Source organism: Enterobacter sp. JBIWA003, assembly GCF_019968825.1.
Classification (GTDB): Bacteria; Pseudomonadota; Gammaproteobacteria; order Enterobacterales; family Enterobacteriaceae; genus Enterobacter; species Enterobacter quasiroggenkampii.
Window position 1 is genome coordinate 2,043,201 of sequence record NZ_CP074170.1, and the last position, 24,979, is coordinate 2,068,179.

General features: G+C 54.7%; 24 protein-coding genes and 1 pseudogene. 18 read left to right on the forward strand and 7 right to left on the reverse strand.

The genetic code is table 11. The annotated features are described in order from the left end of the window. Window positions 1-289 precede the first annotated feature (289 nt). The 3 genes from KGP25_RS09760 to KGP25_RS09770 all read left to right on the forward strand — a co-directional run bounded on the left by KGP25_RS09760 (window position 290) and on the right by KGP25_RS09770 (window position 4,033). Window positions 290-3,346, forward strand: a complete 3,057-nt coding sequence (locus KGP25_RS09760; RefSeq protein ID WP_063621431.1) for an FAD-binding and (Fe-S)-binding domain-containing protein — start codon at window positions 290-292, stop codon at window positions 3,344-3,346. After that, window positions 3,343-3,753, forward strand: a complete 411-nt coding sequence (gene menI / locus KGP25_RS09765) for a 1,4-dihydroxy-2-naphthoyl-CoA hydrolase (protein WP_021241102.1) — start codon at window positions 3,343-3,345, stop codon at window positions 3,751-3,753. Before KGP25_RS09760 ends, menI begins: the two co-directional genes overlap by 4 nt. An 85-nt stretch (window positions 3,754-3,838) precedes the next feature. Then, window positions 3,839-4,033, forward strand: coding sequence for a YdiH family protein (locus KGP25_RS09770; RefSeq protein WP_003857766.1), 195 nt, complete (start codon window positions 3,839-3,841; stop codon window positions 4,031-4,033). Between the two features lie 50 nt (window positions 4,034-4,083). Here KGP25_RS09770 and KGP25_RS09775 read toward each other — a convergent pair whose 3' ends face one another. Continuing rightward, window positions 4,084-4,713, reverse strand: a complete 630-nt coding sequence (locus tag KGP25_RS09775; RefSeq protein ID WP_223540339.1) for a helix-turn-helix domain-containing protein — start codon at window positions 4,711-4,713, stop codon at window positions 4,084-4,086. A 69-nt stretch (window positions 4,714-4,782) separates the two neighbouring features. Then, complete coding sequence (locus KGP25_RS09780) at window positions 4,783-5,442, reverse strand: helix-turn-helix domain-containing protein (protein ID WP_223540340.1); 660 nt, start codon at window positions 5,440-5,442, stop codon at window positions 4,783-4,785. Window positions 5,443-5,860: 418 nt separating this feature from the next. Here KGP25_RS09780 and KGP25_RS09785 point away from each other — a divergent pair, with 418 nt between their 5' ends. From KGP25_RS09785 to KGP25_RS09810, 6 genes and pseudogenes are all read left to right on the forward strand, one after another. Beyond that, window positions 5,861-6,391, forward strand: coding sequence for a fimbrial protein (locus KGP25_RS09785; RefSeq protein WP_223540341.1), 531 nt, complete (start codon window positions 5,861-5,863; stop codon window positions 6,389-6,391). Between the two features lie 79 nt (window positions 6,392-6,470). Continuing rightward, on the forward strand, window positions 6,471-7,148 hold the full coding sequence (locus KGP25_RS09790) for a molecular chaperone (protein WP_223540342.1): 678 nt from the start codon (window positions 6,471-6,473) through the stop codon (window positions 7,146-7,148). 44 nt (window positions 7,149-7,192) lie between these two features. Continuing rightward, entirely contained in the window at window positions 7,193-9,709 is a 2,517-nt protein-coding gene (locus KGP25_RS09795) for a fimbria/pilus outer membrane usher protein (RefSeq protein WP_223540343.1), read from the forward strand. Window positions 9,710-9,718: 9 nt separating this feature from the next. Beyond that, window positions 9,719-10,666: pseudogene (locus KGP25_RS09800) on the forward strand (fimbrial protein). An 11-nt stretch (window positions 10,667-10,677) separates the two neighbouring features. Continuing rightward, on the forward strand, window positions 10,678-11,190 hold the full coding sequence (locus tag KGP25_RS09805) for a fimbrial protein (protein ID WP_223540344.1): 513 nt from the start codon (window positions 10,678-10,680) through the stop codon (window positions 11,188-11,190). Between the two features lie 49 nt (window positions 11,191-11,239). Further along, on the forward strand, window positions 11,240-11,881 hold the full coding sequence (locus tag KGP25_RS09810) for a LuxR C-terminal-related transcriptional regulator (protein ID WP_223540345.1): 642 nt from the start codon (window positions 11,240-11,242) through the stop codon (window positions 11,879-11,881). Between the two features lie 65 nt (window positions 11,882-11,946). Here the strand turns inward: KGP25_RS09810 and fdhF are convergent, their stop codons facing one another. The 4 genes from fdhF to ycgZ form a co-directional block, all read right to left on the reverse strand. Next, complete coding sequence (gene fdhF / locus KGP25_RS09815; RefSeq protein WP_223540346.1) at window positions 11,947-14,097, reverse strand: formate dehydrogenase subunit alpha; 2,151 nt, start codon at window positions 14,095-14,097, stop codon at window positions 11,947-11,949. Between the two features lie 190 nt (window positions 14,098-14,287). After that, window positions 14,288-14,566 carry a biofilm development regulator YmgB/AriR family protein gene (locus tag KGP25_RS09820; RefSeq protein WP_023327185.1) on the reverse strand — a complete coding sequence of 93 codons (279 nt, stop codon included), beginning with the start codon at window positions 14,564-14,566 and terminating at the stop codon, window positions 14,288-14,290. Window positions 14,567-14,595: 29 nt separating this feature from the next. After that, window positions 14,596-14,916: a hypothetical protein gene (locus tag KGP25_RS09825; RefSeq protein WP_045910303.1), complete on the reverse strand. Its 321-nt coding sequence runs from the start codon at window positions 14,914-14,916 to the stop codon at window positions 14,596-14,598. 4 nt (window positions 14,917-14,920) lie between these two features. Beyond that, on the reverse strand, window positions 14,921-15,160 hold the full coding sequence (ycgZ, locus tag KGP25_RS09830; RefSeq protein ID WP_008500634.1) for a regulatory protein YcgZ: 240 nt from the start codon (window positions 15,158-15,160) through the stop codon (window positions 14,921-14,923). A 339-nt stretch (window positions 15,161-15,499) separates the two neighbouring features. Between ycgZ and KGP25_RS09835 the strand changes: the two genes are divergently transcribed. The 9 genes from KGP25_RS09835 (at window position 15,500) to KGP25_RS09875 (ending at window position 24,579) form a co-directional block, all read left to right on the forward strand. After that, window positions 15,500-16,720, forward strand: a complete 1,221-nt coding sequence (locus KGP25_RS09835; RefSeq protein WP_045910304.1) for a diguanylate phosphodiesterase — start codon at window positions 15,500-15,502, stop codon at window positions 16,718-16,720. A 188-nt stretch (window positions 16,721-16,908) separates the two neighbouring features. Continuing rightward, complete coding sequence (locus tag KGP25_RS09840; protein WP_223540347.1) at window positions 16,909-17,637, forward strand: MerR family transcriptional regulator; 729 nt, start codon at window positions 16,909-16,911, stop codon at window positions 17,635-17,637. A gap of 313 nt (window positions 17,638-17,950) precedes the next feature. Further along, complete coding sequence (sufA, locus tag KGP25_RS09845; protein ID WP_008500631.1) at window positions 17,951-18,319, forward strand: Fe-S cluster assembly scaffold SufA; 369 nt, start codon at window positions 17,951-17,953, stop codon at window positions 18,317-18,319. 8 nt (window positions 18,320-18,327) lie between these two features. Continuing rightward, entirely contained in the window at window positions 18,328-19,818 is a 1,491-nt protein-coding gene (sufB, locus tag KGP25_RS09850; protein WP_021241107.1) for a Fe-S cluster assembly protein SufB, read from the forward strand. A 9-nt stretch (window positions 19,819-19,827) separates the two neighbouring features. Continuing rightward, a complete protein-coding gene (sufC, locus tag KGP25_RS09855) occupies window positions 19,828-20,574 on the forward strand; it encodes a Fe-S cluster assembly ATPase SufC (protein ID WP_048027583.1) in 747 nt (248 codons plus the stop codon). After that, window positions 20,549-21,820 (forward strand): Fe-S cluster assembly protein SufD, encoded by a 1,272-nt coding sequence (sufD, locus tag KGP25_RS09860; protein WP_126534379.1) that lies wholly within the window; start codon window positions 20,549-20,551, stop codon window positions 21,818-21,820. The genes sufC and sufD overlap by 26 nt, the downstream gene beginning before the upstream one ends. After that, window positions 21,817-23,037, forward strand: coding sequence for a cysteine desulfurase SufS (gene sufS, locus KGP25_RS09865; protein WP_111966839.1), 1,221 nt, complete (start codon window positions 21,817-21,819; stop codon window positions 23,035-23,037). The genes sufD and sufS overlap by 4 nt, the downstream gene beginning before the upstream one ends. A gap of 14 nt (window positions 23,038-23,051) precedes the next feature. Then, window positions 23,052-23,468 carry a cysteine desulfuration protein SufE gene (gene sufE / locus KGP25_RS09870; protein ID WP_223540348.1) on the forward strand — a complete coding sequence of 139 codons (417 nt, stop codon included), beginning with the start codon at window positions 23,052-23,054 and terminating at the stop codon, window positions 23,466-23,468. 97 nt (window positions 23,469-23,565) lie between these two features. Continuing rightward, the gene (locus KGP25_RS09875) at window positions 23,566-24,579 is read left to right on the forward strand and encodes a L,D-transpeptidase family protein (RefSeq protein WP_048027587.1); all 1,014 of its coding nucleotides are present in this window, start codon (window positions 23,566-23,568) and stop codon (window positions 24,577-24,579) included. Between the two features lie 60 nt (window positions 24,580-24,639). Here KGP25_RS09875 and lpp read toward each other — a convergent pair whose 3' ends face one another. Next, window positions 24,640-24,876, reverse strand: coding sequence for a murein lipoprotein Lpp (gene lpp / locus KGP25_RS09880; RefSeq protein WP_010430241.1), 237 nt, complete (start codon window positions 24,874-24,876; stop codon window positions 24,640-24,642). Window positions 24,877-24,979 lie beyond the last annotated feature (103 nt).

The following is a 24,979-nucleotide window of genomic DNA, read 5'->3' on the forward strand; positions in this document are numbered from 1 at the left end:
GGCGGGAACGGAAAACCGCGTCTCTCTAATCATTGATGATCTCAGCGGTTTTTGACAGGCGGATTTTGCCTGTAATTCGGCAGAGATTATAAGAAAAAAATGTGATAAAACTTTCCAGACACAACGCAAACGATTTTATACACAAAATCATTCGAGTTGCATCGAGGCGGCAAGTCTGAGAATCCCCAGGAGCTTACTGAAGTAAGTGACTGGGGTGAGCAGACGCAGCCAACGCAGAGGCAGCTCGAAGGATGACGTGTATATACAACTCTAATTAGGGTCGACAGTCATGATCCCACAGATTTCTCAGGCACCTGGCGTCGTTCAGCTGGTGCTTAATTTTTTGCAAGCACTGGAGCAACAGGGTTTTACAGGTGATACCGCCACGAACTATGCCGACAGGCTGACGATGGCGACCGATAACAGTATTTACCAGCTTCTTCCCGATGCCGTCGTTTTCCCTCGTTCAACGGCTGACGTGGCGCTGATTGCCCGGCTGGCCACACAGGAGCGCTTTGCCTCTCTGGTCTTTACGCCGCGCGGCGGCGGCACCGGGACCAATGGTCAGGCGCTGAACCAGGGCATCATTGTTGATATGTCGCGCTATATGAACCGCATCATTGAGATCAACCCGGAAGAGGGGTGGGTGCGGGTCGAAGCGGGCGTCATCAAAGATCAGCTTAACCAGTACCTCAAGCCTTACGGTTACTTTTTTGCTCCGGAGCTTTCCACCAGTAACCGCGCGACCCTCGGCGGGATGATCAACACTGATGCTTCCGGTCAGGGCTCGCTGGTCTACGGCAAAACCTCCGATCACGTGCTGGGCGTGCGTGCCGTTCTGCTGGGCGGCGATATTCTCGATACGCAGCCGATGCCGGTCGAACTGGCGGAAACACTGGGCAAAGATAACACGGCCAGCGGACGCATCTATCGTACCGTGCTGGAGCGCTGCCGCGACAACCGCCAGCTTATTCTCGATAAGTTCCCCAAACTGAACCGCTTCCTGACCGGGTACGACCTGCGTCACGTCTTTAACGACGACCTGACCCAGTTTGATTTAACCCGCGTGCTCACCGGCTCTGAAGGGACGCTGGCGTTTATCACCGAGGCGCGGCTGGATATCACCCGCCTGCCGAAGGTGCGTCGTCTGGTGAACGTCAAATATGACTCCTTCGATTCCGCGCTGCGCAATGCGCCGTTTATGGTGGAAGCGAAAGCGCTGTCGGTGGAAACGGTTGACTCCAAAGTGCTTAACCTGGCCCGGGAAGATATTGTCTGGCACTCCGTCAGCGATCTCATTACCGACGTGCCGGATAAAGAGATGCTCGGTCTTAACATCGTGGAATTTGCCGGCGACGATGCGGCGCTGATTGAGAGCCAGGTCACCACGCTCTGCCAGCGGCTGGATGAGCTGATTGCGCAGGGCGAAGGCGGCGTGATCGGCTGGCAGCTCTGTAACGATCTGGCCGGGATTGAGCGTATCTATGCGATGCGTAAAAAAGCCGTGGGCCTGCTCGGCAATGCGAAAGGGGCGGCGAAGCCGATTCCCTTTGCCGAAGATACCTGCGTGCCGCCTGAGCATCTGGCGGATTATATCGTCGAGTTTCGCGCCCTGCTGGACAGCCACGGCCTGAGCTACGGCATGTTCGGCCACGTCGATGCCGGGGTACTGCACGTGCGTCCGGCGCTGGATATGTGCGACCCGCAGCAGGAGATCCTGATGAAGCAGATCTCCGACGATGTAGTGGCCTTAACTGCCAAATATGGCGGTCTGCTCTGGGGAGAGCACGGGAAAGGATTCCGCGCGGAATACAGCCCCGCATTCTTCGGCGAACAGCTCTATGCGGAGCTGCGCAAGGTGAAGGCGGCTTTCGACCCGCATAACCGCCTCAACCCGGGCAAAATCTGCCCGCCTGAAGGCGTGGACGCGCCAATGATGCAGGTGGATGCCGTCAAGCGCGGCACATACGACAGACAGATCCCGATTGCGGTGCGCTCCTCCTGGCGCGGCGCGATGGAGTGTAACGGCAACGGCCTGTGCTTTAACTTTGATGTGAAAAGCCCGATGTGTCCGTCAATGAAAATCACCAGCAACCGTATCCACTCGCCAAAGGGGCGGGCGACGCTGGTGCGTGAATGGCTGCGTCTGCTGGCCGATCGCGGGGTTGACCCGCTCAGGCTGGAGCAGCAGCTTCCGGAAAAACGGGCCAGCCTGCGCTCGCTGATTGAACGCACCCGCAACAGCTGGCATGCCAACAAGGGCGAGTATGATTTCTCCCATGAGGTGAAAGAGGCGATGTCCGGCTGTCTGGCCTGTAAAGCCTGCTCAACCCAATGCCCGATTAAAATCGATGTGCCGGAATTCCGCTCGCGCTTCCTGCAGCTGTATCACACCCGCTACCTCCGCCCGGTTCGCGACCATCTGGTGGCGACGGTGGAAAGCTACGCGCCGCTGATGGCGCGCGCGCCGAAGACCTTCAACTTCTTTATCAACCAGCCGCTGGTGCGCAAGCTCTCCGAAAAACATATCGGCATGGTCGATCTGCCGCTGCTGTCGGTGCCGTCTCTGCAGCGCCAGCTCGTCGGGCATCGCTCGGCGAACATGACCCTGGAGCAGCTGGAGGCACTCACGCCTGAGCAAAAAGCGAAGGTGGTGCTGGTGGTGCAGGATCCGTTTACCAGCTACTACGATGCCCAGGTCGTGGCGGATTTCATCCGCCTGACCGAAAAGCTGGGGTATCAGCCGGTGGTCCTGCCGTTCTCACCCAACGGTAAGGCGCAGCACATTAAAGGCTTCCTGACGCGCTTTGCGAAGACCGCGCAGAAAACCGCTGACTTCTTAAACCGCGTGGCGCAACTCGCGATACCGATGGTCGGCGTCGACCCGGCGCTGGTGCTGTGCTATCGCGATGAATACAAGCAGACGCTGGGCGACAAGCGCGGTGATTTCCACGTCATGCTGGTGCACGAGTGGCTGCCGATGGCCCTGGAAGGCAAAGCTGTACAGGATGTCAGCGGCGAGCCGTGGTATCTGTTCGGACACTGCACGGAAGTCACCGCGCTGCCGGGTGCCCCCGCGCAGTGGGCCTCCGTTTTTGCCCGCTTCGGCGCGAAGCTGGAAAGCGTCAGCGTGGGCTGCTGCGGCATGGCCGGCACCTACGGGCACGAAGTGAAAAACCACGCCAACTCGCTCGGTATCTATGAGCTGTCCTGGCATCAGGCGATGCAGCGTTTGCCGCGAAACCGCTGTCTGGCGACGGGCTACTCCTGTCGAAGCCAGGTGAAACGGGTAGAGGGTAACGGTGTACGTCACCCATTGCAGGCTTTACTGGAGATAATTGGATGATCTGGAAACGTGCCGTGACGCTGCAGGCGCTGAACGCCATGGGCGAGGGGAATATGGTGGGGCTGCTGGATATCCAGTTCACCCGCATTGGCGACGATGATATCGAGGCCACCATGCCCGTCGATCGTCGCACGCATCAGCCGTTTGGTTTATTGCACGGCGGGGCGTCCGTCGTGCTGGCCGAAACCCTGGGCTCGGTGGCGGGATATCTCTGTACCGAAGGGGAGCAGAAGGTGGTCGGACTCGAGGTGAATGCTAACCATATCCGCTCGGTACGCAGCGGGCGCGTGCGCGGAGTTTGCCGCGCGCTGCACGCCGGTAGCCGCCATCAGGTATGGCAGATTGACATTCTCGACGAGCAGGATCGCCTGTGCTGCTCGTCGCGGCTGACGACGGCGGTCGTGTAAAGTTTTCAGATGTTTTGCCTTTGGTCAAAAACTAGTCAGTGGGTTGTGATATACTGGTCAGGTTTTGTACATAAGCGAGGACATCATGGATACTGAAATAACCCCAACACAGCTGGCAATTGAATATTTACGTCGCGATAAGAGCAATCTGTCCCCGGCGCAGTACCTGAAAAAGCTGAAACAGCTTGAGCTGGAATTTACAGATTTGCTGGCGCTCTCTTCGAATGAGCTGAAAGAAGAGATCTACTTTGCCTGGCGGTTGGGCGTTCACGTCCATTGAGAGAGTAATGTTGAAAAGGCCGCAAGAGCGGCCTTTTTTGTGTCTGACGTTCAGTATTTAGCGGGGAGCTTGTTGATTTTAATAAGCCTGCCTTCTTCCATTTCGATAAATCCGCCGGTTTTTAAATCCGCCAGAATGCGCATCACGCCGCTGCGGGAGAGCTGGGTTTTCTCCCTGATATACCTTTCCGCCGTCACGCTGCCGCGATAGCTCTCATCTTCATCCATCAGTTTTATGAGCTGCTGGCGAATCATCTCATACGCCGTGGGCGCGCCCTGCGGCATCACGTTGTTATAAAGACGGCTATAGACATACACGAGCTGTTGAGAGAGCAGCCCCCAAAGCGCCTTCTCTTTAATAATGGCATTCACCCGTTCGGTGGTGAGCGTCCCGATCAGACACGGGCTGACGGTCTTAAGATAATCATTAAAATAGATATCGGTGAGGTTCGCGAGGCCGAAGACGGCAGGGCTGCGAGCCGTAGACAGCATCCTGTCATCGTTTTTTCTGTAGATGGCGACGGTTCCCTCAAGAATTAAATAGCACATGCCCTGACCGTTGACCTGCAGGTCCAGCCGCTCGCCGCGGGCGATATGTCGCGTTGTGCAATCAGGTAACAGGTGTGAAATAAGTTCTTGCGCGTAGGGGGAACCCCGTTGAGACTTTTCTGGAAGGGACATGGTTGCCGACAGCCTTAAAAATAACCTGGCTAATTATAGCGCTTCTCCTGGTTTCAGGCACGCTGGCTGTCAATATTTGCGGGGCAGATGGTGAATGTCAAGCAGTACCCCACGCTCCATGGTGATGTACTTCCCGGTCCGCAGTTCTGCAAGAATGCGCATAATTCCGCTACGCGAAAGATAGGTACGGCTTTTGATATACGCGGCCGCCGTTGTATTTTGCCGTATGGCATCGGGTTCCTGCATTAGCTCAACAAGCTGGAAACGAATGATGTCGTAAGCAGACATTTGCGATATTTGCGCGCAGTGCTCATACACCCGCGAGGCCGTATAAATCAGCAGCTTTGAAAAGTGCTCCCATAAATCCTGCTGCCCAACGATCTGATTAAACGTCTCCAGCGGCACTCGGGCTATTTCTGCCGTCTCAAGGGCCCTGACATACAGATGTTCCGAAGAAAACTGGCTGCTGACGCCAAGAATAAAAGGCGCAGATTCAGAGTTTAAAACAATACCATCACCGCGACGATGAAGCGCCACACTCCCCTGGAGAAGTAAAAAGCACTGGCGAATCTCATCTTTATAATAATGTACGGTTTCCCCTCGGCTGATAATTATTCTGTCCGCCGCAGGTACCACTGATTTAATCAGGGCGTCTATATGGCTAAGCGGTTTTAAACCCAGAACAGTTGATTCCTGGTGATTCAGTGGAGGGGTTAAACGCGTATTCATAAGATACCTCACGGCGACTACGGGTCCGATCGTTTTTTGAACTGTGGGAAGAATTATCTTAAAAATGAAGGGGTCAGGGAATGTTTCGACGAGGTCTAAAAGTAGACCATTGAGTCGTTGTAATCTAACAGACTGAATATAAACAAAAAGATTTCATAGTCTATTAATAGACCAGGACAGCATGGCTTAAGTATTTCCTGAAAGGAATGTTGTTTTTTCGTTAAATCAAAGTCTACAGCTAGACCATCTAAACGTTGTATTCACCCGTATGATTATATAAATTTTAACCAGCCAGTCAGAAAGAGCTTATGGCTTTAATAAAAAACAAATGAATTCACATTGATGTATTCATCAGCTTTCTGCTGCATGAGTGTTAATAATAAATAAAGTTATTCCCTAAATCAGGATAATAAAGATTATGAAAAAGAACGTTATTTTAGCGATGGCTGCGACGGGGGCCGCCTTAATGATGGGCAACGCTTTCGCTGCTGCAGGAACCGTCAATTTTAATGGTAACATCCTGGACTCTGCCTGCGATGTTGCGGTTTCCTCTCAAAATCAGGTGGTGGTATTGGGCGATTACAATAAATCAGAATTTACGGCGACGGGTTCCCGAACGGCGGCAGCGAAATTCGATATTGTCCTGAAGAACTGCCCGTCCACGGTCACCAGTGCCAAAGTGCGTTTTGACGGTACCCCCGATCTGACCAACGCCGATCTGCTGGCTATTGATACCTCCGTCGCCGGTGCGGCAACGGGTGTTGCCATCAATTTGATGACCGCAGATAAAGCGGATCTGCCTTTACACGGCAGCAACAGCTATAGCTATACGCTCAGCAGTACCGCAGATAATACGCTGAATTTCTACGCGCAGTATATTTCAACCGCGTCATCGGTGACGGCCGGCCCTGCCAACTCCGTAGCTAATTTCTCCGTTGTTTATAACTAGTCATTAAGCAGAACCTGAACCAGTTCAACGCGGTTCTGCGTGGGGGCATTCACTGCCCCCGTGTTTCACGAGGTGTAACATGCATTTTATTAGCAAGACCCTGCTCATCGCGGTCATCCTCTCTGCATCGTTTTCGCATGCTTATGCCGGGGTCATTATTGGCGGGACCCGCGTCATTTTTGATGGCGGGAAAAAAGAGGCATCAATCAGCATTAACAATGCAGACAGCGTGCCTTATTTAATTCAGTCCTGGGTTGAGATGCCGGAGGGTAATGCTAATAAAGCACCTTTTATTGTTACGCCTCCGTTATATCGACTGGATGGGGGGCAGCAAAACATTGAGCGCATTTTGTTCTCGGGTTCGTTACCTCAGGATAAAGAGAGTCTTTTCTGGCTGAATATTAAAGCGATACCGTCTGCCTCGAAGCAGACAAACTCACTGCAAATTGCCGTCAAAACGCGCATTAAGCTTATTTATCGCCCGACAGGTCTGAAGACATCCACACCGGAAGAGCAAGCGAATAAATTAACCTGGTCGCGTAGCGGGGATAAACTTCTGGTCACCAATCCAACGCCCTATGTCATCAATTTTAATGAAATAAGCATCGGCGATAAAAAGCTGGATGAGGTCTCCTGGGTGGTGCCCGGCGCAATGGCGGCATTTACCTTACCCGCAGGAGCCAGTGGCAGTCATATTTCATTCAAAGTTATTAATGATTACGGCAGCCCCGGAATAATACATCAGGCCAGCTTTTAATTTATTAAAAGCGGTGCTCCTCGTTTCGAGTCAGGTTCATGATGATGGCAACGAAAACTAAAAAAATGCAGCCTGCGCGTCTGGCGATCTGTATCGCCTTCGCGCTGGTCAATACAATGCAGACTGTTGATGCCCGTGAGTCGTTCAACGCTGAACTGGTTGAGTTGGACAATCCGGGCGCAGATAAAGCTGATTTAACTGCTTTTGAATCAGGTTCGCAGGCACCAGGGAAATACCATGTTGACATCATTCTTGACGACCAGCTCATCGAGACCAGCGATATTGACTTCATCTCCGTAAACGGCGGACAGGAGGGCGATAGCCTTAAGCCCTGTCTGAGTCTTGAACAGCTAAATAAATGGGGCGTCAAAACCGCGCTTTTTCCCGACTTAGCGAACCAGGGCACGTCCTGCGTCAACCTGCAGGCTATCCCTCATGCCAGCACGGATTTTCAGTTCGCCGCGCAGCGACTGATTATCAGCATTCCTCAGGCCGCCATTGACCTGCCTGCACGTGGGTATGTTTCGCCAGCGCTCTGGGATGAAGGGATCGCCGCCGTCATGTTGAACTACAGCCTGAGTGGTGCAAGCAGCCGGGCGAAACAAAACGAGAGTAAAAACAGCGACAGTCAATATGCCAACCTGCGCCCGGGTCTGAACGTTGGGCCGTGGCGAGTGCGGAATTACACCACCTGGTCCGGGGATGAGACCGGGCAGGACAAATGGGATACCGTCTACACCTACGCGCAGCGGGCCATTATTCCGCTCAACGCGCAGCTCACCCTGGGGGATAGCTCGGCACCAGCAGACGTGTTCGACAGTATGCCGTTTCGCGGCGGACAGCTGGCTTCGGATGATGACATGCTCCCGGATTCGCTGAAAGGCTATGCACCCGTGGTGCGGGGTATCGCGCGCACCAATGCCCAGGTGGTGGTGCGGCAAAATGGCTATCAGATTTATCAGACCTACGTGGCGCCTGGGGCATTTGAAATTACCGATATGTACCCGACGGGAGGCGCCGGGGATCTGGACGTCACCGTTAAAGAGGCCGATGGCAGCGAGCAACATTTTACCCTGCCGTACGCGTCATTACCGGTTTTGCAGCGTGAAGGGCGCCTGAAATATGCGGTGACCGGAGGGCAGTATCGTTCTTATAACGGCAGCGTTGAGAAGACACCCTTCGGGCAAATCACCGGGATCTATGGTCTGCCGTATGGACTCACGATTTATGGCGGGCTGCAGGCGTCGAACAAATACCAGTCTTTCGCACTGGGCGTCGGGAAGAATATGGGGGATTTCGGTGCCATTTCTGCGGACATGACCCAGGCCTGGTCCACCCCGCAGGGCAGTGATAAATCCAACGGTCAATCCTGGCGCGCGCGGTACAGCAAAAGCGTGATCGGAACGGGGACGCAATTTTCGATTGCGGGCTACCGCTATTCCACGTCCGGCTACTACGGCATGCAGGAGGTACTGGATTCGTACGGTGACAGCAGTGCGCTTCAGGACCGGCGTCGCAACCGGGCCGAGCTGACGATGAGCCAGACGCTGGGCGGTAATCTTGGTTCGCTGACGCTGAGCGCGGCCCGTGAAGACTACTGGAATTCGGGTCAGACGATGGCGTCCTACACCCTGGGTTACAACAACGCCTGGCATAACATCAGTTACGGACTCACCTGGACCTACAGTAAAAACGGCAGTGCGGGTGATAAGCGATACGACAGCGATCGGCTGCTGGCTTTTAACGTCAGTATTCCTCTCGACAAATTTTTACCGCAGACCTGGACGAACTATGGCGTGAGCGCCAGCAAGAATAACGGCACCACGCACAACCTCGGGTTGAACGGCGTGGCGCTGGAAAACCACGCGCTGAACTGGAACGTGCAGCAAGGCTACGGGTCGGATGGCGTCGGCTATACGGGTAATGTGAACGGTGATTATAAGGGAACCTACGGCGAAGTTACCGCGGGCTATAGCTACGACAGGAACAGCGAGCGGCTTAATTATGGCCTGCAGGGCGGCATTATTGCCCACAGAGAAGGGATCACGCTTTCGCAGCCCCTGGGCGAGACTAATGCTCTGATTCGCGCACCGGGCGCGCACGGCGTGGATATTCGCAATCAGCCGGGAGTCAGAACGGATTACCGGGGATATACGGTGGTCAGTAACCTCGCCGTTTATCGTAAAAATGACATCACCCTTGCCCCGGAAAGCCTGCCGGATGAGGTTGAGCTGGATATCAATACCCGGACGGTGACGCCGACGCGAGGGGCAATGGTGATGGCCGACTATAAGGCAAAAGTGGGGCGACGTGCGTTGTTCAATGTTATGCACAACGGCCATGGCGTTCCCTTTGGCGCGATTGCGAGCCTGAAAGGCGTCGAGAGAAGCAGCTTCATTGTGGGTGATAAAGGCCAGGTTTATCTCACCGGGCTGGATACACAGGGCACCGTCTTTGTTACGTGGGGAGCGGAACGCGATCGGCAATGCCGCGCCCCGTACGTGCTTACACCGCCGTCGCCTTCCGGCGGAATAACAGAAATCAACGTCAATTGCCTTTAGGATTTTAAAATGCGCTTAATGAACATGCTATTCCTTCTGAGCATTGCCGCAGGCTGGAATAGTGCCCATGCAGGAACCTGCACGACGATCACGCCACAGGACTCAACCTTGTCTGTCGGTACAATTACGGTGCAACGCGACGTCGCCGTTGGGACCGTCCTGTTTTCGCGTAATGCAACGCTAACCGGTTCCTATTTAACGGGATGTACCAATCCGTTAATGCTGGGTTTTAGCATGCGCTACCTTAATGCCACGCCGAGTACCTACGGTAATCATGTCTAAGACACTAACGTCAGCGGTATTGGAATACGTTTTTCATCGGGTAATTATTTTGAAAACCCGGCTAATACCTTTTCCTATACTGCGCAGGCAAGTTATGTCGAGTGGTGGGGCGGTAAAGTAGAACTTATCGTCACCGGACCGGTTGCGTCCGGTTCGCTGACGCCGGGGGTACTGGGTGTGGTGACGCTGCAGGGGAGCGATGGTGTATATCGTGATGGTTTGACGACGACCCTGCTGGGCGGAACGATTAACGTGCTTGCCTGCACGATTACGACGCCGCAACTGACGTTTCCGATAGGGGATATTTCTGCCGCGGCGTTTGGCGCAACGGTGGGCACCACGCCGGTGGGCGCCCAGAATACCCAGAATCTCGGGCTTAACTGCGATGCGGGGGCTAACGTCAACGTGTCAATCAGCGGTATTCAGAATCCCGACATTGCGGCGACGAGCGTGCTGGCGCTTACTGGGCAAGGGAATACCGGCACGGCGAAAGGCGTCGGCGTTCAGCTGCTCTATAACGGTACGCCTCTCACGCTCAATACGCGTCTGCCGTTAAAGCCCGCGGCGGGTGGCCTGGAAGCGTTCCCCTTAACGGCGCGTTATTATCAGACGCAAACGACGGTAGAACCCGGCACAGCAAATGCGTCAGCAACCTTAAATTTGACATACCAGTAAAGGGAATGACGATGAATATTTTGCGCACGGCAGCGTTCACCGCGGCATTAATCAGCGGCAATCTCATTGCAGCGGATACCATTAACGTCAGCGTCACCGGTAATATTGTTGCCTCTCCCTGTGTATTTAATGGGGGAAATAACAATCTGGATGTTAATCTCGGCAATATTCAGGCATCCAATATGGCAACCCCGGGATCGTCTTCCGAACCTGTGCCTTTTAACCTGATGTTTACCCAGTGCCCTGCGGGTACGCGCAGCGTGACGGTCTTATTTACCGGAAACCCCGATCCCATCGCAGGGGCGGGTTACTATATGAACAGCGGTTCGGCCACTCACGTCGCAATAGCGATGAACGATGCCGCTACCGGTGCTTTAAAGGGAACCGGGACTCAGATTACGCAGGCCATCTCAGCAGACAGAACCGCGACGATAGCCCTGCTGGCATCGGTCAACTCTGTTACCGGGAGCGCGACGCCGGGGAGCATCAGTGCCGTCGTGGTCATGACGATGCAATACAACTGATCGGCTCGTGCGTGTGTTATCCTTTTATTTGCAGATGTCGGTAACCGCTATGTTGAATATTCTGATTAAAGAACCGGATTCTTTTTTAAAAAATGGCCTGCAATATTTTCTTGTCGATTTCTTCCTGCATAATTTTAGATATCAGGTTAATTTTGGCATTGAGTTTACTTTTGACAGCGTCAATAGCGCCGATATTGTTATCCTCTCTTTATGCCCGGGTGAAGCGCTGACCTGTATTCCTGAATTAAAAGCGAGAAAAAAAGGGATCTTAATTGGGATGGTCGATGACGAACGGCGCTTCACTGAATTTTCATCCTGTTTTCAGGATATGATTTTCATCTCCCGCCGGGCCCCGCTGGATCGGGTAAGCGAGAGACTCTTTCTTGCATGGTACCGTACGCAACTGCCGGATTATCGCTGGAAACATAAAGACTGCTTCCACTGCCCGCATAAAATATTATCGACGCAGCAGATTCGTCTTTCGGTGAATTTATACAAAGGGTTATCGATAGCACAGATTGCGAATAGGCTCAGGACGAGTAACAAAACGATATTCACGCATAAGTATTTACTGATGCAAAAATTCGATCTGCGTAATGATTTCGAACTTATGGTGCTGATTCACCGAATGGTTGAAAAGAACGCCCACCCGAACAAATTGCGTGACCATTTAGCGGGGCAGGATGTGTAACAGGGAGAAAAGGGCGCAGGCGCTGTTTTGTCGCCGGGTGACGGTTACGGCACCCGGCATTTTCCTCAGACGTTCGCCGCACTCATCAGCCGCGACTTCATGGACTGATATGTCGACGCGGCAAAATCTTCCGCCCAGCGCTGGTCCTCAATCGCCTCCAGCTGCACCGCGCAGTACTTCGTTTCCGGGGTTTTGGAGATGGGATCGAGGTTGTCCTGGGTCAGCTCGTTGCAGGCGCCAATCCACCACTGATAGGTCATATAGACGGCCCCGGCGTTGATACGCTCGCTGATGCTGGCGCGGGTAATCACTTTCCCGCGACGTGAACGTACCCAGACCAGCTGCCCGTCAGTAATGCCCAGCTTTTCTGCATCGGCAGGGTTCATTTGCACCCGACCCGGCTCGTCGGCCAGGCTTTGAAGCGCGGCGCAGTTCCCGGTCATGGAGCGGCAGGAGTAGTGTCCCACCTCGCGTACCGTACACAGCACCAGCGGGAAATCCGCATCCGGGGTTTCCGCCGGCGCGCGCCACGGTGCGGCAAAGAGTTGCCCTTTACCGCTCGGCGTGTCGAACTGATTGTCTTTGTACAGGTACGGCGTACCGGGGTGATCCAGCGTCGGGCAGGGCCACTGCACGTGGCCCATCTCGCCCATTTTTTCATACGTCACGCCGAAGAAGAGCGGGCACAGTGCGCGCATCTCATCCCAGATCTGCTGGTTGGAGTCATAATGCATCGGATAGCCCATCTCGGTGGCGAGCAGGCTGATGATCTCCCAGTCACGCTTCACGTTGCCGCTGGCGTCGATGGCTTTGCCAAAACGCTGGAAGCCGCGATCGGCACAGGTAAAGACGCCGCCGTGTTCACCCCAGGACGTGGCCGGGAGCAGAACGTCCGCCACCTCTGCCGTTTTGGTCATAAAGATGTCCTGAACCACGACAAAATCGAGCGCCTCAAAACCGCTGCGCACCAGGCCAAGATCGGCTTCGGTCTGAAGCGGATCTTCTCCCATGATGTAATAGGCCTTAACCTTGCCTTCCAGCGCAAGGTGCGGCACTTCGGTAATGCGCGTCCCGACGCGATCGTCCATCTCATTGACGTCAATTCCCCAGGCGTCGGCGAACTTCTGCCTGACCGCGGGATCGGTCACATCTTGATAGCCGGGGAACATATTCGGCAGAACGCCCATATCGCAGGCACCCTGGACGTTGTTTTGACCGCGCACCGGCCCGACGCCAACGGCAGGGCGACCGAGATTCCCGGTCAGCAGCGCCAGGCTGGACAGCCCTTTGACCACATCCACAGCCTGTCCAAACTGGGTCACGCCCATCCCCCACATCACGGTGGCGGAAGGGGCCGCCGCGAAGGTGCGCATTGCCTGGCGAACGTCACGGGCGGGGATGCCGGTAAGATGTTCGACCTGCTCCGGCGCATAGTCTTTTACCGTTTGGCGGTAGGCCTCAAGCCCCTCCGTAAAACGCGCCACGTAGCTTTTATCGTACAGCTCCTCTTCCAGCAGCACATAGCCAAAGGCGTTCACCAGCGCCATGTTGCTGCCATTTTTCAGCTGCAGATGTTGGTCGGCAATACGCGCCGTTTCAATATGCCGCGGATCGCAGACGATAATTTTTGCGCCGTTTTCACGTGCTTTGAGCACGCGGCGGGCGACGATAGGGTGGGAGTCCGCGCAGTTATAGCCAAAGACCAGCAGGCATTTTGAGTTTTCAATATCGCTAATGGAGTTGCTCATCGCGCCGTTACCGAGCGTTTCCTGTAAACCGGCGACGGACGGGCCATGACAGACGCGCGCACAGCAGTCCACGTTGTTGGTGTTCAGCACCGCGCGGGCAAACTTTTGCATCACATAGTTGGTTTCATTGCCGGTTCCGCGCGAGGAGCCGGTGGTCATGATCGACCGCGGCCCGTGCTGCGCTTTAATACTGCTGAGCCTGTGGGCGGTGTAGCGGATCGCCTCTTCCCAGGTAACGGGGGTGAAGGCTTCGCCTTTGCGGTAGCGGATCATGGGCTGGGTGAGGCGAGGGGTGAGCAGACGGGTATCGTTAAGGAAGTCCCAGCCGTAAAATCCTTTCAGACATAAAGTGCCCTGGTTTGTGACTCCCGCTGCCGCTTCGGCACGGATGATACGGTTATTTTCAACGACAAGGTTCAATTTACAGCCTGCACCGCAGTACGGGCAGACGCTGGCGATCTTTTTCATCAATAACAGACCTGTTAAGAAATGAAGCAAAGTTGACTGGAAACCCAGTCCCGTATACGGAGGTAAGCAGGAACCGTGCCAGGTTGGTTTTGCGTGGATTACAGGGCGTTATGCGGGGAGGGCGCGTGTCATCGTCAGGCCGATCGTCAGTTTTGACGATGACACGTTAGGGGGCGTGGCGAGCAGGAACTCAGAGATCGTCCATCGTGTAACCCACCACGATTTCCAGCGTCTTGCGAATCACATCCGCCTGAACCACGTCGTTGGTGGCTTCCAGCGTCTGAATGAGCCAGAGGATGATCGCCTTGTTGGACAAATGCCCTTCGGAGGCCAGAACACAGCGTACTGCAGTAGAAAAAATAGCGGACTCTTCAGCAAAACGATCGCCTGCATGGCGGAAATACTCCGCCAGCGCACTGTCTAAAAAAGCAGAGTGGTATTCGGGTTGAAGCTGAATATTTTGTCTCATTTGTTCTCACCGTAGCTGTTAAATTGCAGTCAATGTATTTTTTTGGGATCGGACGGTTTTCCACTTCCAAATAACGGCACAACATTGTCTCGGGTATCGTTGAGAGATCCCTCTCTTTTCGTTCGTCCTTGCGCGGTTCTGCGACGTGTAAAGGCGGTGCTGTTTGAGCCGATCTCGGCAATCACCACCGCAAGTGTCTCCCGCCGCTGGGGATCCTTTTCATGTTCTTTCATGACCCGCAGACGCTGTAGCAAGCCTTCAGTTGTCACCGGTCCCCGCTCTTTCAGAAGAGAGAGAACGGCTTCACCGATAAGCTGGTCTATCAGTCGGTCTGCGTTACTGCTATTCATATCCTTACCGTTCGAAGAGCAGACCAAGCAGCATGTGGTAATGCTCTTCCTCTTCCGGGCCGTCGGCCTTTTCGAGGCGACTCAGCAATTTTGTACAAAGCGATTTGCGATTAAGGTTTCGCCCGTCGCTGAGAATTTCAACAACCACCTGGCCCAGCGTTTCCTGCTGGGTAGGAAGCGCGGCCTTTTCGAAGTACTGTGCGATTGCTGCTGCGGAATCTGCGACGTAACCTTTCTGCTGCATGTTTCGCTCCTGTAAAATTTTGTAATCAGTAACGTTACATTTAAGGTATACATAATTTTCAAATCTGTACATCTAAAATGTACAATTTTTTAGATTTTTTACGATATATCTTATAAATCATTTATTTTTCATTGTGTTGGGTTGGCGTTGTGATGGGGTGGGAGTGCAGGATATATTGTACAAAAAGCGCAGGTGCTGGTAAGTTGTACAGCCGAGTCAAAAGGTCTCATTAACTGCCGTAAATGGTTGAGATGTAAATTATTTGTCAGGCAATTAATGTGCTATAAATGAACATTACCCACGTCTTTCGTGGCCAAAACCTTAACCCCCAGGAATAGCATGCTCACAACCATCATTTACCGCAGTCATATCTGCGAGGACGTTCCAGTGAAAGCGCTGGAAGCAATGGTCGCTGCTGCAAATCGTAAAAATCGGCAATCCAATGTCACGGGGATCTTGCTGTTTAACGGCACACATTTTTTTCAACTGCTGGAAGGGCCGGTTGAGCACGTTTCGGCTATCTATGAGCAGATCTGCAACGACCCGCGCCACCATAACGTGGTCGAGTTAATGCGCGATCACGGGCCTGTCCGGCGTTTTGGCAACGTGGGTATGGAGCTTTTTGATTTGCGCCACTTCGACAGGGACGAGGTACTGCAGCAGGTGCTCAATAAGGGGACGACACGCTACCAGCTGACGTATAACGACCGCCCTCTGCAGTTTTTCCGCACCTTTGTCGAGGCCACGGAAAAAGCGAACTACTTTGAACTGCCGCCTGCGGACTCATGGGAATTCGTTCGCGAAGAAACGCGCTTGTCCGCGCAGCCTGAGGTGGTCGCGAAGGGGGCGGATTGCAGCTTCGCGTTCCAGCCGATAGTCGATCCGTTTATGCAGCAGGTTGTCTCCTGGGAGGCGCTTCTCCGCACCCCGTCCGGCGACTCGCCGGGAGCTTATTTCGCCAGCCTTCCGCATGAGGAAGTGTACGCGTCTGATTTGCAAAGCAAGCAGGTGGCGCTCTCCATGGCCAGCGCGCTGGGGTTACAGGACCAGACGTTATCCCTTAACCTGCTGCCTATGACGCTGGTTAACATTCCCAATGCCGTGGATTTTCTGCTCACCGCGATCGAAGCAAACGGTTTTGTACCTGAACAAATCGTGGTGGAGTTCACCGAGAGCGAAGCCATTTCCCGCTTTGATGAGTTCACGGATTCGGTCAGGCAGTTAAAAAGCGCGGGTATCAGCGTGACGATCGATCACTTTGGTGCCGGTTTTGCCGGGCTGCAGCTACTGGCCCACTTCCAGCCTGACAGAATTAAGATTAATCGTGATTTGGTCGCGAACGTGCACAAAAGTGGCCCCCGACAGGCCATTATTCAGGCCATCATCAAATGCTGTTCCTCGCTTGAAATCCAGTTCTGCGCGGTTGGAGTAGAGAAGGCGGAAGAGTGGATGTGGCTGGAATCTGCGGGGATTTCCCAGTTCCAGGGGCATCTTTTTGCCAGCCCCCGGCACGGCGGGATTCCAGCCATTGCGTGGCCGGAGAAAAAGTTCGAATTGTGATAAAGCTGTACACAATCGGACAGACGTAACTGTACGAACGGTAAATTTTATACAACAATGTATTAACAGGTGAATGGCGTCGTAAGCCATTCACCCGTTCAAAATGCGGTCTTAGTTATACAAATAGTGTGTACAATCTGATAAGGTTGGTGCAGTTAGGTATGGAAGTTCTGAGCGTGAGGGAGTTAATGGCCTATTACAGTATCGGCGAAGTGGCCGAACGATGCGGTATCAACCCCGTTACGCTGCGTGCCTGGCAGCGTCGTTATGGATTGTTGAAGCCGCAGCGCAGCGAAGGGGGTCATCGTCAGTTTGACGATGAAGATATCCTGCGTATCGAAGAGATCAAACGCCTGATGAAGAGCGGCGTTTCGGTCGGGAAAGTAAAAGCCTTGCTGGAAAACAAGGAAGTTGTGACTCAGGGTAACTGGGTCTCGTTCCAGGAAGAGATGATGACCGTTCTGCGCTATGCCAGCCCGGCAAAGCTGCGCGCCAAAGTCGGTGAATTCCGCCGCGATCACCCGATAGACGCCTTGATTGACAATATTATTTCTCCCGTCCGTCAGCGGATGAACCAGGACCAAAATACCGTGCGTCACATGGCGAGCCTGTTTGACGGGGTCCTGATCGAATTCGCGATCGCAAGCCTGGCGGAGTCTCGCAAAAAAGCCGGTAAAGATGCGCTCCTGATTGGGTGGGAGTGTGATGACCGCACCCATCTGTGGCTTGAAGCCGCGCGCTTATCGCAGAAGGGCTGGCACATTGATGTCCTGGCAGAACCGATTGATTCGCCGCGTCCCGAGCTTTTCCCGGGGCAAAAAATCTTCGTCTGGACGGGGAAATCGCCAACGCCTCGACAGCAGGAACAGCTCGACCACTGGCGTGAGCAGGGTTTTGCTGTCTCATTCCATCATTGAGTGTAAGAGGCCTTGAGGGCCTTTTTTTGTTTTTGTCACTTTCCATGCAAAGACTATCTCAAAAATAGGCATTTCCGATGCATATTTTACTTTTCACCTCTCCGCCATAAATCCCACGACGAAATGCATTATTAATCAATGCATTGAACAATTAAATCCATCCTGCCTGCATCCTGCCATAGGGTCTATGCTTAATAAAAGTAGGCAAAAAGGGCGGTTTAGCCGAATGCCCCTGCTGACAGAGGGTTGAAGTGATAATCGTTATCACTAACATGGTGTTATGCCCTGATGGCTTATCAGATGAGGTGGACCTATGGAACTGCATTCAGAAACCTTTAATCCTGCCGATTTCGCCTGGCGCGGGTTAACGCTCACGCCAGCGGCGGCGGCACATATTCACGAGCTGGTGGCGAAAAAGCCCGAGATCCTTGGTGTGCGTTTAGGTGTCAAACAGACCGGCTGCGCAGGTTTCGGTTACGTGCTTGATACCGTCACCGAACCCGAGAAAGATGACCTGGTGTTCGAGACCGACGGCGCAAAATTGTACGTCGCGCTGCAGGCCATGCCCTTTATCGATGGCACCGAAGTGGACTACGTCCGTGAAGGCTTAAATCAGTTATTCAAATTTCATAACCCGAAAGCCCAGAACGAATGCGGCTGCGGCGAAAGCTTTGGGGTATAGGCGGAACTATGTCTCGTAATACTGAAGCAACGAGTGAAGTAAATACCTGGAGCGGCGGGCACCTCAACTATAAAGAGGGGTTCTTCACCCAGCTGCAGACCGATGAGCTGGCAAAAGGCATCAACGAGGATGTCGTGCGGGCGATTTCGGCGAAACGTAACGAGCCCGAGTGGATGCTGGAGTTTCGCCTGAGTGCCTACCGCGCCTGGCTGGAGATGGAAGAGCCGCACTGGCTGAAAGCGCATTATGACAAGCTGAACTACCAGGATTACAGCTACTACTCCGCGCCGTCCTGCGGCAGCTGTGATGACACCTGCGCCTCGCAGCCCGGCGCGGTGCAGCAAACCGGCGCGGAGAACAGTTTCCTCAGCAAAGAGGTAGAAGAAGCCTTTAACCAGCTGGGCGTACCGGTGCGCGAAGGGAAAGAGGTGGCGGTGGACGCTATCTTTGACTCGGTCTCGGTGGCCACCACCTACCGCGAGAAGCTGGCAGAGCAGGGGATCATTTTCTGCTCCTTCGGCGAAGCGATTCACGATCATCCGGAACTGGTGAAAAAGTACATCGGGACCGTTGTGCCTTCAAACGATAACTTCTTTGCGGCGCTTAACGCGGCTGTGGCCTCGGACGGTACCTTTATTTACGTGCCGAAAGGCGTGCGCTGTCCGATGGAGCTTTCCACCTATTTCCGTATTAATGCCGAAAAAACCGGCCAGTTCGAACGTACCATTCTGGTGGCCGATGAGGGGAGCTACGTCAGCTACATCGAAGGGTGCTCCGCCCCGGTCCGCGACAGCTATCAGCTGCACGCGGCGGTGGTGGAGGTCATCATCCATAAAGACGCCGAGGTGAAATACTCAACGGTGCAAAACTGGTTCCCGGGCGACGGCAATACTGGCGGTATCCTGAACTTCGTGACCAAGCGTGCGCTGTGCGAAGGGGAAAATAGCAAGATGTCGTGGACCCAGTCCGAAACCGGTTCGGCCATCACCTGGAAATACCCGAGCTGCATCCTGCGCGGGGATAACTCCATCGGCGAGTTTTACTCGGTGGCGCTCACCAGCGGTCATCAGCAGGCCGATACCGGCACCAAGATGATCCACATTGGTAAAAACACCAAATCGACCATTATCTCGAAAGGTATCTCCGCCGGACACAGCCAGAACAGCTATCGCGGGCTGGTGAAAATCATGCCGACGGCCACCAATGCGCGAAACTTTACCCAGTGTGACTCGATGCTGATTGGCGCAGACTGCGGCGCACATACCTTCCCGTACGTCGAATGCCGTAATAACACGGCCCAGCTGGAGCACGAGGCGACCACGTCACGGATTGGGGAAGATCAGCTCTTCTACTGCCTGCAGCGCGGGATCAGCGAAGAAGATGCCATCTCGATGATTGTCAACGGCTTCTGTAAGGACGTGTTCTCTGAACTGCCGCTGGAATTTGCCGTTGAAGCCCAGAAACTCCTCGCCATCAGTCTTGAACACAGCGTCGGTTAAGGAAAGCACATGTTAAGCATTAAAGATTTACAGGTCAGCGTAGAAGATAAAGCCATCCTGCGTGGCCTCAATTTTGACGTTAAGCCGGGCGAAGTCCACGCCATCATGGGGCCGAACGGTTCCGGGAAAAGTACGCTTTCTGCGACGCTGGCCGGGCGCGAAGATTATGAAGTAACCCACGGCTCGGTCGAGTTTAACGGCAAAGATCTGCTGGAGATGTCGCCGGAAGATCGTGCGGGAGAGGGCATTTTTATGGCCTTCCAGTACCCGGTCGAAATTCCTGGCGTCAGCAATCAGTTCTTCCTGCAGACGGCGCTGAATGCGGTGCGCAAATACCGTGGGCTGGAGGCGCTGGACCGCTTCGACTTCCAGGATCTGATGGAGGAGAAGATCAGGCTGCTGAAAATGCCGGAAGATCTGCTCACCCGCTCGGTGAACGTCGGTTTTTCCGGCGGCGAGAAAAAGCGTAACGACATTCTGCAGATGGCGGTGCTGGAGCCCGAGCTGTGCATTCTGGATGAGACCGATTCCGGTCTGGATATCGACGCCCTGAAGATTGTCGCTGACGGCGTCAATGCCCTGCGCGACGGCAATCGCTCGTTTATTATCGTCACCCACTACCAGCGCATTCTGGACTACATCAAGCCGGATTACGTCCACGTGCTTTACCAGGGGCGTATTGTGAAATCCGGTGATTTTACGCTGGTTAAACAACTGGAGGAGCAGGGTTATGGCTGGCTTACCGAACAGCAGTAATGCGCTCCAGCAGTGGCACCGGCTGTTTGAAGCCCAGGGCGGCACGCGCTCGGCGCAGGCGCAGCAGCATCTGCAGCAGATGCTGCGTCTTGGCCTGCCGACGCGTAAGCATGAGAACTGGAAATATACCCCGCTCGATGGCCTGCTGAACGCCGAGTTTGTTACCCGTCTGGCGGATCTCACCCCAGCGCAGCGCGACGCGCTGGCCTTGCGTGTCGATGCCGTGCGCCTGGTGTTTGTCGATGGCCAGTTCCGTCCGGAACTGAGCGACACGGTCCAGGAGAGCGGCTTTGAGATTGAGATAAACGACGATCGCCAGCGCCTGAGCGCCCCGGTTCAGCCCGAGGTTTTCCTGCACCTGACCGAGAGCCTGGCCCGCAGCGTGACGCATATCGACGTGAAGCGTAACCAGCGCCCGACAAAGCCGCTGTTGCTGATGCATATCACTCAGGGTCTGAACGGCGATGAAATCAATACCGCGCACTATCGTCACCATCTTGAGCTGGCGGAGGGCGCGGAGGCCACGGTCATCGAACATTACGTCAGCCTTAATGAGACGCGTCACTTTACCGGGTCGCGTCTGACGATGAACGTGGCGGCCAATGCCCAGCTACACCACATCAAACTGGCGTTTGAGAATGCCCAGAGCCACCACTTTGCCCATAACGACATTGTCCTGGGCCAGGATGCCGCCGCGTACAGCCACAGCTTCCTGCTCGGCGGGGCGGTGCTGCGCCACAACACCAGCACGCAGCTTAACGGGGAAAACACCACGCTGCGCATCAACAGCCTGGCGATGCCGGTTAAATCGGAAGTGTGTGACACGCGCACGTGGCTGGAGCATAACAAAGGCTACTGCAACAGCCGCCAGCTGCACAAAACCATCGTCAGTGATAAAGGGCGCGCGGTGTTTAACGGCCTGATTAACGTGGCGCAGCACGCCATTAAAACCGACGGGCAGATGACCAACAACAATCTGCTGTTAGGGCGACTGGCGGAGGTGGACACCAAACCTCAGCTGGAAATCTACGCGGACGATGTCAAATGCAGCCATGGTGCGACGGTCGGGCGAATCGATGACGAGCAGATGTTCTACCTGCGCTCCCGCGGCATCGGCAAGCAGGCGGCGCAGAAAATGATTATCTACGCGTTTGCCGCCGAACTGACGGAAGCGCTGCACGATGGTCAGTTAAAACTGCAGGTGCTGGATCGGATCGGTCAGCGCCTGCCTGGAGGCGAAGCATGAGTTTTCCCGTCGAGAAAGTACGGGCAGATTTCCCGGTTCTGACCCGTGAAGTAAACGGTCTGCCGCTGGCCTACCTGGACAGCGCGGCCAGCGCGCAGAAGCCGAATCAGGTGGTGGATGCCGAAGCCGAGTTCTATCGCCACGGCTATGCTGCCGTGCATCGCGGTATTCATACCCTGAGCGCCGAGGCGACCCAGCGGATGGAAAACGTGCGCACGCAGCTTGCCGCCTTCCTTAATGCCCGCTCGCCGGAAGAACTGGTCTTTGTTCGCGGGACCACCGAAGGGATTAACCTCGTCGCTAACAGCTGGGGCAATGCTCAGGTTCACGCGGGCGATAACATCATCATCACCCAGATGGAGCACCACGCCAATATCGTGCCGTGGCAGATGCTTTGCGAGCGCGTGGGCGCCCAGCTGCGGGTGATCCCGTTAAATGCGGACGGGACGCTTCAGCTTGAGCAGCTTGACGTCTTGCTGGATGATCGTACGCGGCTGGTGGCGGTTACCCAGGTCTCCAACGTGCTGGGGACAGAAAACCCGGTGGCAGAGATCGTCGAAAAGGCCCATCAGGCGGGGGCAAAGGTCCTGATTGACGGGGCCCAGGCGGTGATGCACCACGCGGTTGACGTCCAGGCGCTGGACTGTGATTTCTACGTCTTTTCAGGCCACAAGCTCTATGGGCCGACCGGGATCGGCGTGCTGTATGTGAAAGAAGACATCCTGCAGGCGATGCCGCCGTGGGAAGGGGGCGGGTCGATGATCGCCACCGTCAGCCTGACGGAAGGCACGACCTACGCGCGCGCGCCGTGGCGTTTTGAGGCGGGCACGCCCAACACCGGGGGTATTATCGGGCTGGGGGCTGCGGTCTCTTACGTCTCTGCCATCGGCCTTGACGCCATTCAGGAGTACGAACAGCTGCTGATGCACTACGCGCTGGCGGAACTTGCCAGCGTGCCGGATTTGACCCTCTACGGGCCTGCCGATCGGCAAGGGGTGATTGCGTTTAATCTCGGTAAACACCACGCCTATGACGTGGGCAGTTTTCTCGATAACTACGGCGTTGCGGTCCGTACCGGGCACCACTGCGCCATGCCGCTGATGGCGTTTTACCAGGTACCGGCAATGTGCCGCGCGTCGCTGGTGATGTACAACACGACGGAAGAGGTCGACAGGCTGGTGGCAGGGCTTAAGCGCATTCACCAGCTGCTGGGCTAACGGAGAGGCGAAAGATGGCAGAGCTGCCGGACAAAGATAAATTACTGCGCAACTTCTCGCGTTGCGCAAACTGGGAAGAGAAGTATCTCTATATCATTGAGCTGGGACAACGCTTACCGCCGCTCGGTGAAGAGGCGCACCGCGCAGAGAACACTATTCAGGGCTGTCAGAGCCAGGTGTGGATTGTGATGGCGCAGTCTGATGACGGCACGATCGAATTGCGCGGCGACAGCGATGCCGCCATTGTAAAAGGGCTTATTGCCGTCGTCTTTAGCCTTTACCAGCAGATGTCGGCGCAGGATATTGTGGCGTTTGATGTCCGTCCGTGGTTTGAAAAAATGGCCTTAACCCAACACCTCACCCCGTCCCGTTCTCAGGGACTGGAAGCGATGATTCGCGCCATCCGCGCCAAAGCTGCAATCCTTAGCTAGACTTACAGAACTGCATTCATTCTGTTTCGCGAGGTGGTTCCCGCCTCGCTGGTTTTTCAGCTTTCTGGCGTTCTGTCAGTGAATAAGGAATCTCAGCATGAAGCGCGCGTCTCTCATTACTCTATTACTCCTCAGTTCGCTCGGTGCCCTTAATTCGGCCCGTGCGATGGACTATCCGTTGCCGCCCGCAGGCAGTCGTCTGATTGGGCAAAATCAAACCTACACGATACAGGAAGGGGATAATAAGCTGCAGACCATTGCCCGTCGGTTTAATACGGCGGCGCAGGTGATCCTGGAAACCAACAATACCATTGCGCCGGTAAACCCTGCGCCGGGAACCGTGATAACCATTCCGTCGCAAATGCTGTTGCCGGATACGCCCCGCGAGGGAATAGTGGTAAATCTCGCTGAGCTTCGGCTCTACTACTTCCCGCCGGGGCAAAACATTGTTCAGGTTTTCCCCCTGGGCATTGGTCAGTTGGGGCTGGAAACACCGGTGACGACCACGCGGGTAAGCCAGAAAATCCCTAATCCGACCTGGACACCCACGCCGGGCATCAGAGCACGCTCTCTGGAGCAGGGCATTAAACTGCCTCCGGTGGTTCCTGCCGGGCCAAATAACCCCCTGGGACGCTTCGCGCTGCGTTTAGGCGTGGGGAATGGGGAATATCTTATCCACGGTACCAGCGCGCCGGACAGCGTCGGCCTGCGGGTCAGCTCTGGCTGTATGCGGATGAACGCCCCGGACATTAAGGCCCTGTTCGAACAGGTGCGGGTGGGCACGCGGGTGCAGATTATTAATGAACCCGTGAAGTTTTCCGTTGAGCCGGATGGTAAACGCTATATTGAGGTCCACCGTCCGCTGGCGCAGGTAGAAGGGGAAAATCCACAGGTCTCGCCCATTACCCATTCCGCCGAGTTTGCGACCTTTGTTTCCCAGGCGGGAAGCGATAAGGCGCTAATTGATAAAGCCCTGTCACGTCGCGCCGGGATCCCGGTTATCGTGTCGGCCGGTAGCGGCCCGTCAGCCAGCAATAGCGTGTTGTCGGTGCAGAACAGCCGGGTATCTGCTGCGGTAGCGGAAGATGAAGGGGAGAAGGTGACGCAGTAGCCATTTGACGCAGGCAAAAAAAATGGCGCACAATGTGCGCCATTTTATTAACAGGTACTATTACTTACGGTATTTAGTAGCCTGGTTGTCCAGACGCTGGTTAGCGCGAGCTGCGTCGTCTTTAGCAGCCTGAACGTCGGAACGGATTGCGTTCACGTCGTTGCTCAGCTGGTCAACTTTAGCGTTCAGAGTCTGAACGTCAGAAGACAGCTGATCGATTTTAGCGTTGCTGGAGCAACCAGCCAGCAGAGTAGAACCCAGGATTACCGCGCCCAGTACCAGTTTAGTACGATTCATTATTAATACCCTCTAGATTGAGTTAATCTCCATGTAGCGTTACAAGTATTACACAAAGTTTTTTGGGTTGAGAATATTTTTTTGATGGGAATACACCTATTTT

Excerpts from the sequence above, each read along its gene's own strand:
- KGP25_RS09840 (WP_223540347.1), top strand. The coding sequence starts at position 16,909 with ATGGCCTATTACAGTATCGGCGAAGTGGCCGAACGATGCGGTATCAAC.
- ycgZ (WP_008500634.1), bottom strand. The coding sequence starts at position 15,160 with ATGCAGCAGAAAGGTTACGTCGCAGATTCCGCAGCAGCAATCGCACAG.
- KGP25_RS09780 (WP_223540340.1), bottom strand. The coding sequence starts at position 5,442 with ATGAATACGCGTTTAACCCCTCCACTGAATCACCAGGAATCAACTGTT.
- KGP25_RS09835 (WP_045910304.1), top strand. The coding sequence starts at position 15,500 with ATGCTCACAACCATCATTTACCGCAGTCATATCTGCGAGGACGTTCCA.
- KGP25_RS09790 (WP_223540342.1), top strand. The coding sequence starts at position 6,471 with ATGCATTTTATTAGCAAGACCCTGCTCATCGCGGTCATCCTCTCTGCA.
- KGP25_RS09805 (WP_223540344.1), top strand. The coding sequence starts at position 10,678 with ATGAATATTTTGCGCACGGCAGCGTTCACCGCGGCATTAATCAGCGGC.
- sufA (WP_008500631.1), top strand. The coding sequence starts at position 17,951 with ATGGAACTGCATTCAGAAACCTTTAATCCTGCCGATTTCGCCTGGCGC.
- KGP25_RS09770 (WP_003857766.1), top strand. The coding sequence starts at position 3,839 with ATGGATACTGAAATAACCCCAACACAGCTGGCAATTGAATATTTACGT.
- sufD (WP_126534379.1), top strand. The coding sequence starts at position 20,549 with ATGGCTGGCTTACCGAACAGCAGTAATGCGCTCCAGCAGTGGCACCGG.
- sufS (WP_111966839.1), top strand. The coding sequence starts at position 21,817 with ATGAGTTTTCCCGTCGAGAAAGTACGGGCAGATTTCCCGGTTCTGACC.
- KGP25_RS09795 (WP_223540343.1), top strand. The coding sequence starts at position 7,193 with ATGGCAACGAAAACTAAAAAAATGCAGCCTGCGCGTCTGGCGATCTGT.
- sufC (WP_048027583.1), top strand. The coding sequence starts at position 19,828 with ATGTTAAGCATTAAAGATTTACAGGTCAGCGTAGAAGATAAAGCCATC.
- lpp (WP_010430241.1), bottom strand. The coding sequence starts at position 24,876 with ATGAATCGTACTAAACTGGTACTGGGCGCGGTAATCCTGGGTTCTACT.
- KGP25_RS09875 (WP_048027587.1), top strand. The coding sequence starts at position 23,566 with ATGAAGCGCGCGTCTCTCATTACTCTATTACTCCTCAGTTCGCTCGGT.
- KGP25_RS09820 (WP_023327185.1), bottom strand. The coding sequence starts at position 14,566 with ATGAGACAAAATATTCAGCTTCAACCCGAATACCACTCTGCTTTTTTA.
- KGP25_RS09760 (WP_063621431.1), top strand. The coding sequence starts at position 290 with ATGATCCCACAGATTTCTCAGGCACCTGGCGTCGTTCAGCTGGTGCTT.
- menI (WP_021241102.1), top strand. The coding sequence starts at position 3,343 with ATGATCTGGAAACGTGCCGTGACGCTGCAGGCGCTGAACGCCATGGGC.
- KGP25_RS09810 (WP_223540345.1), top strand. The coding sequence starts at position 11,240 with ATGTTGAATATTCTGATTAAAGAACCGGATTCTTTTTTAAAAAATGGC.
- sufE (WP_223540348.1), top strand. The coding sequence starts at position 23,052 with ATGGCAGAGCTGCCGGACAAAGATAAATTACTGCGCAACTTCTCGCGT.
- fdhF (WP_223540346.1), bottom strand. The coding sequence starts at position 14,097 with ATGAAAAAGATCGCCAGCGTCTGCCCGTACTGCGGTGCAGGCTGTAAA.
- KGP25_RS09825 (WP_045910303.1), bottom strand. The coding sequence starts at position 14,916 with ATGAATAGCAGTAACGCAGACCGACTGATAGACCAGCTTATCGGTGAA.
- sufB (WP_021241107.1), top strand. The coding sequence starts at position 18,328 with ATGTCTCGTAATACTGAAGCAACGAGTGAAGTAAATACCTGGAGCGGC.
- KGP25_RS09785 (WP_223540341.1), top strand. The coding sequence starts at position 5,861 with ATGAAAAAGAACGTTATTTTAGCGATGGCTGCGACGGGGGCCGCCTTA.
- KGP25_RS09775 (WP_223540339.1), bottom strand. The coding sequence starts at position 4,713 with ATGTCCCTTCCAGAAAAGTCTCAACGGGGTTCCCCCTACGCGCAAGAA.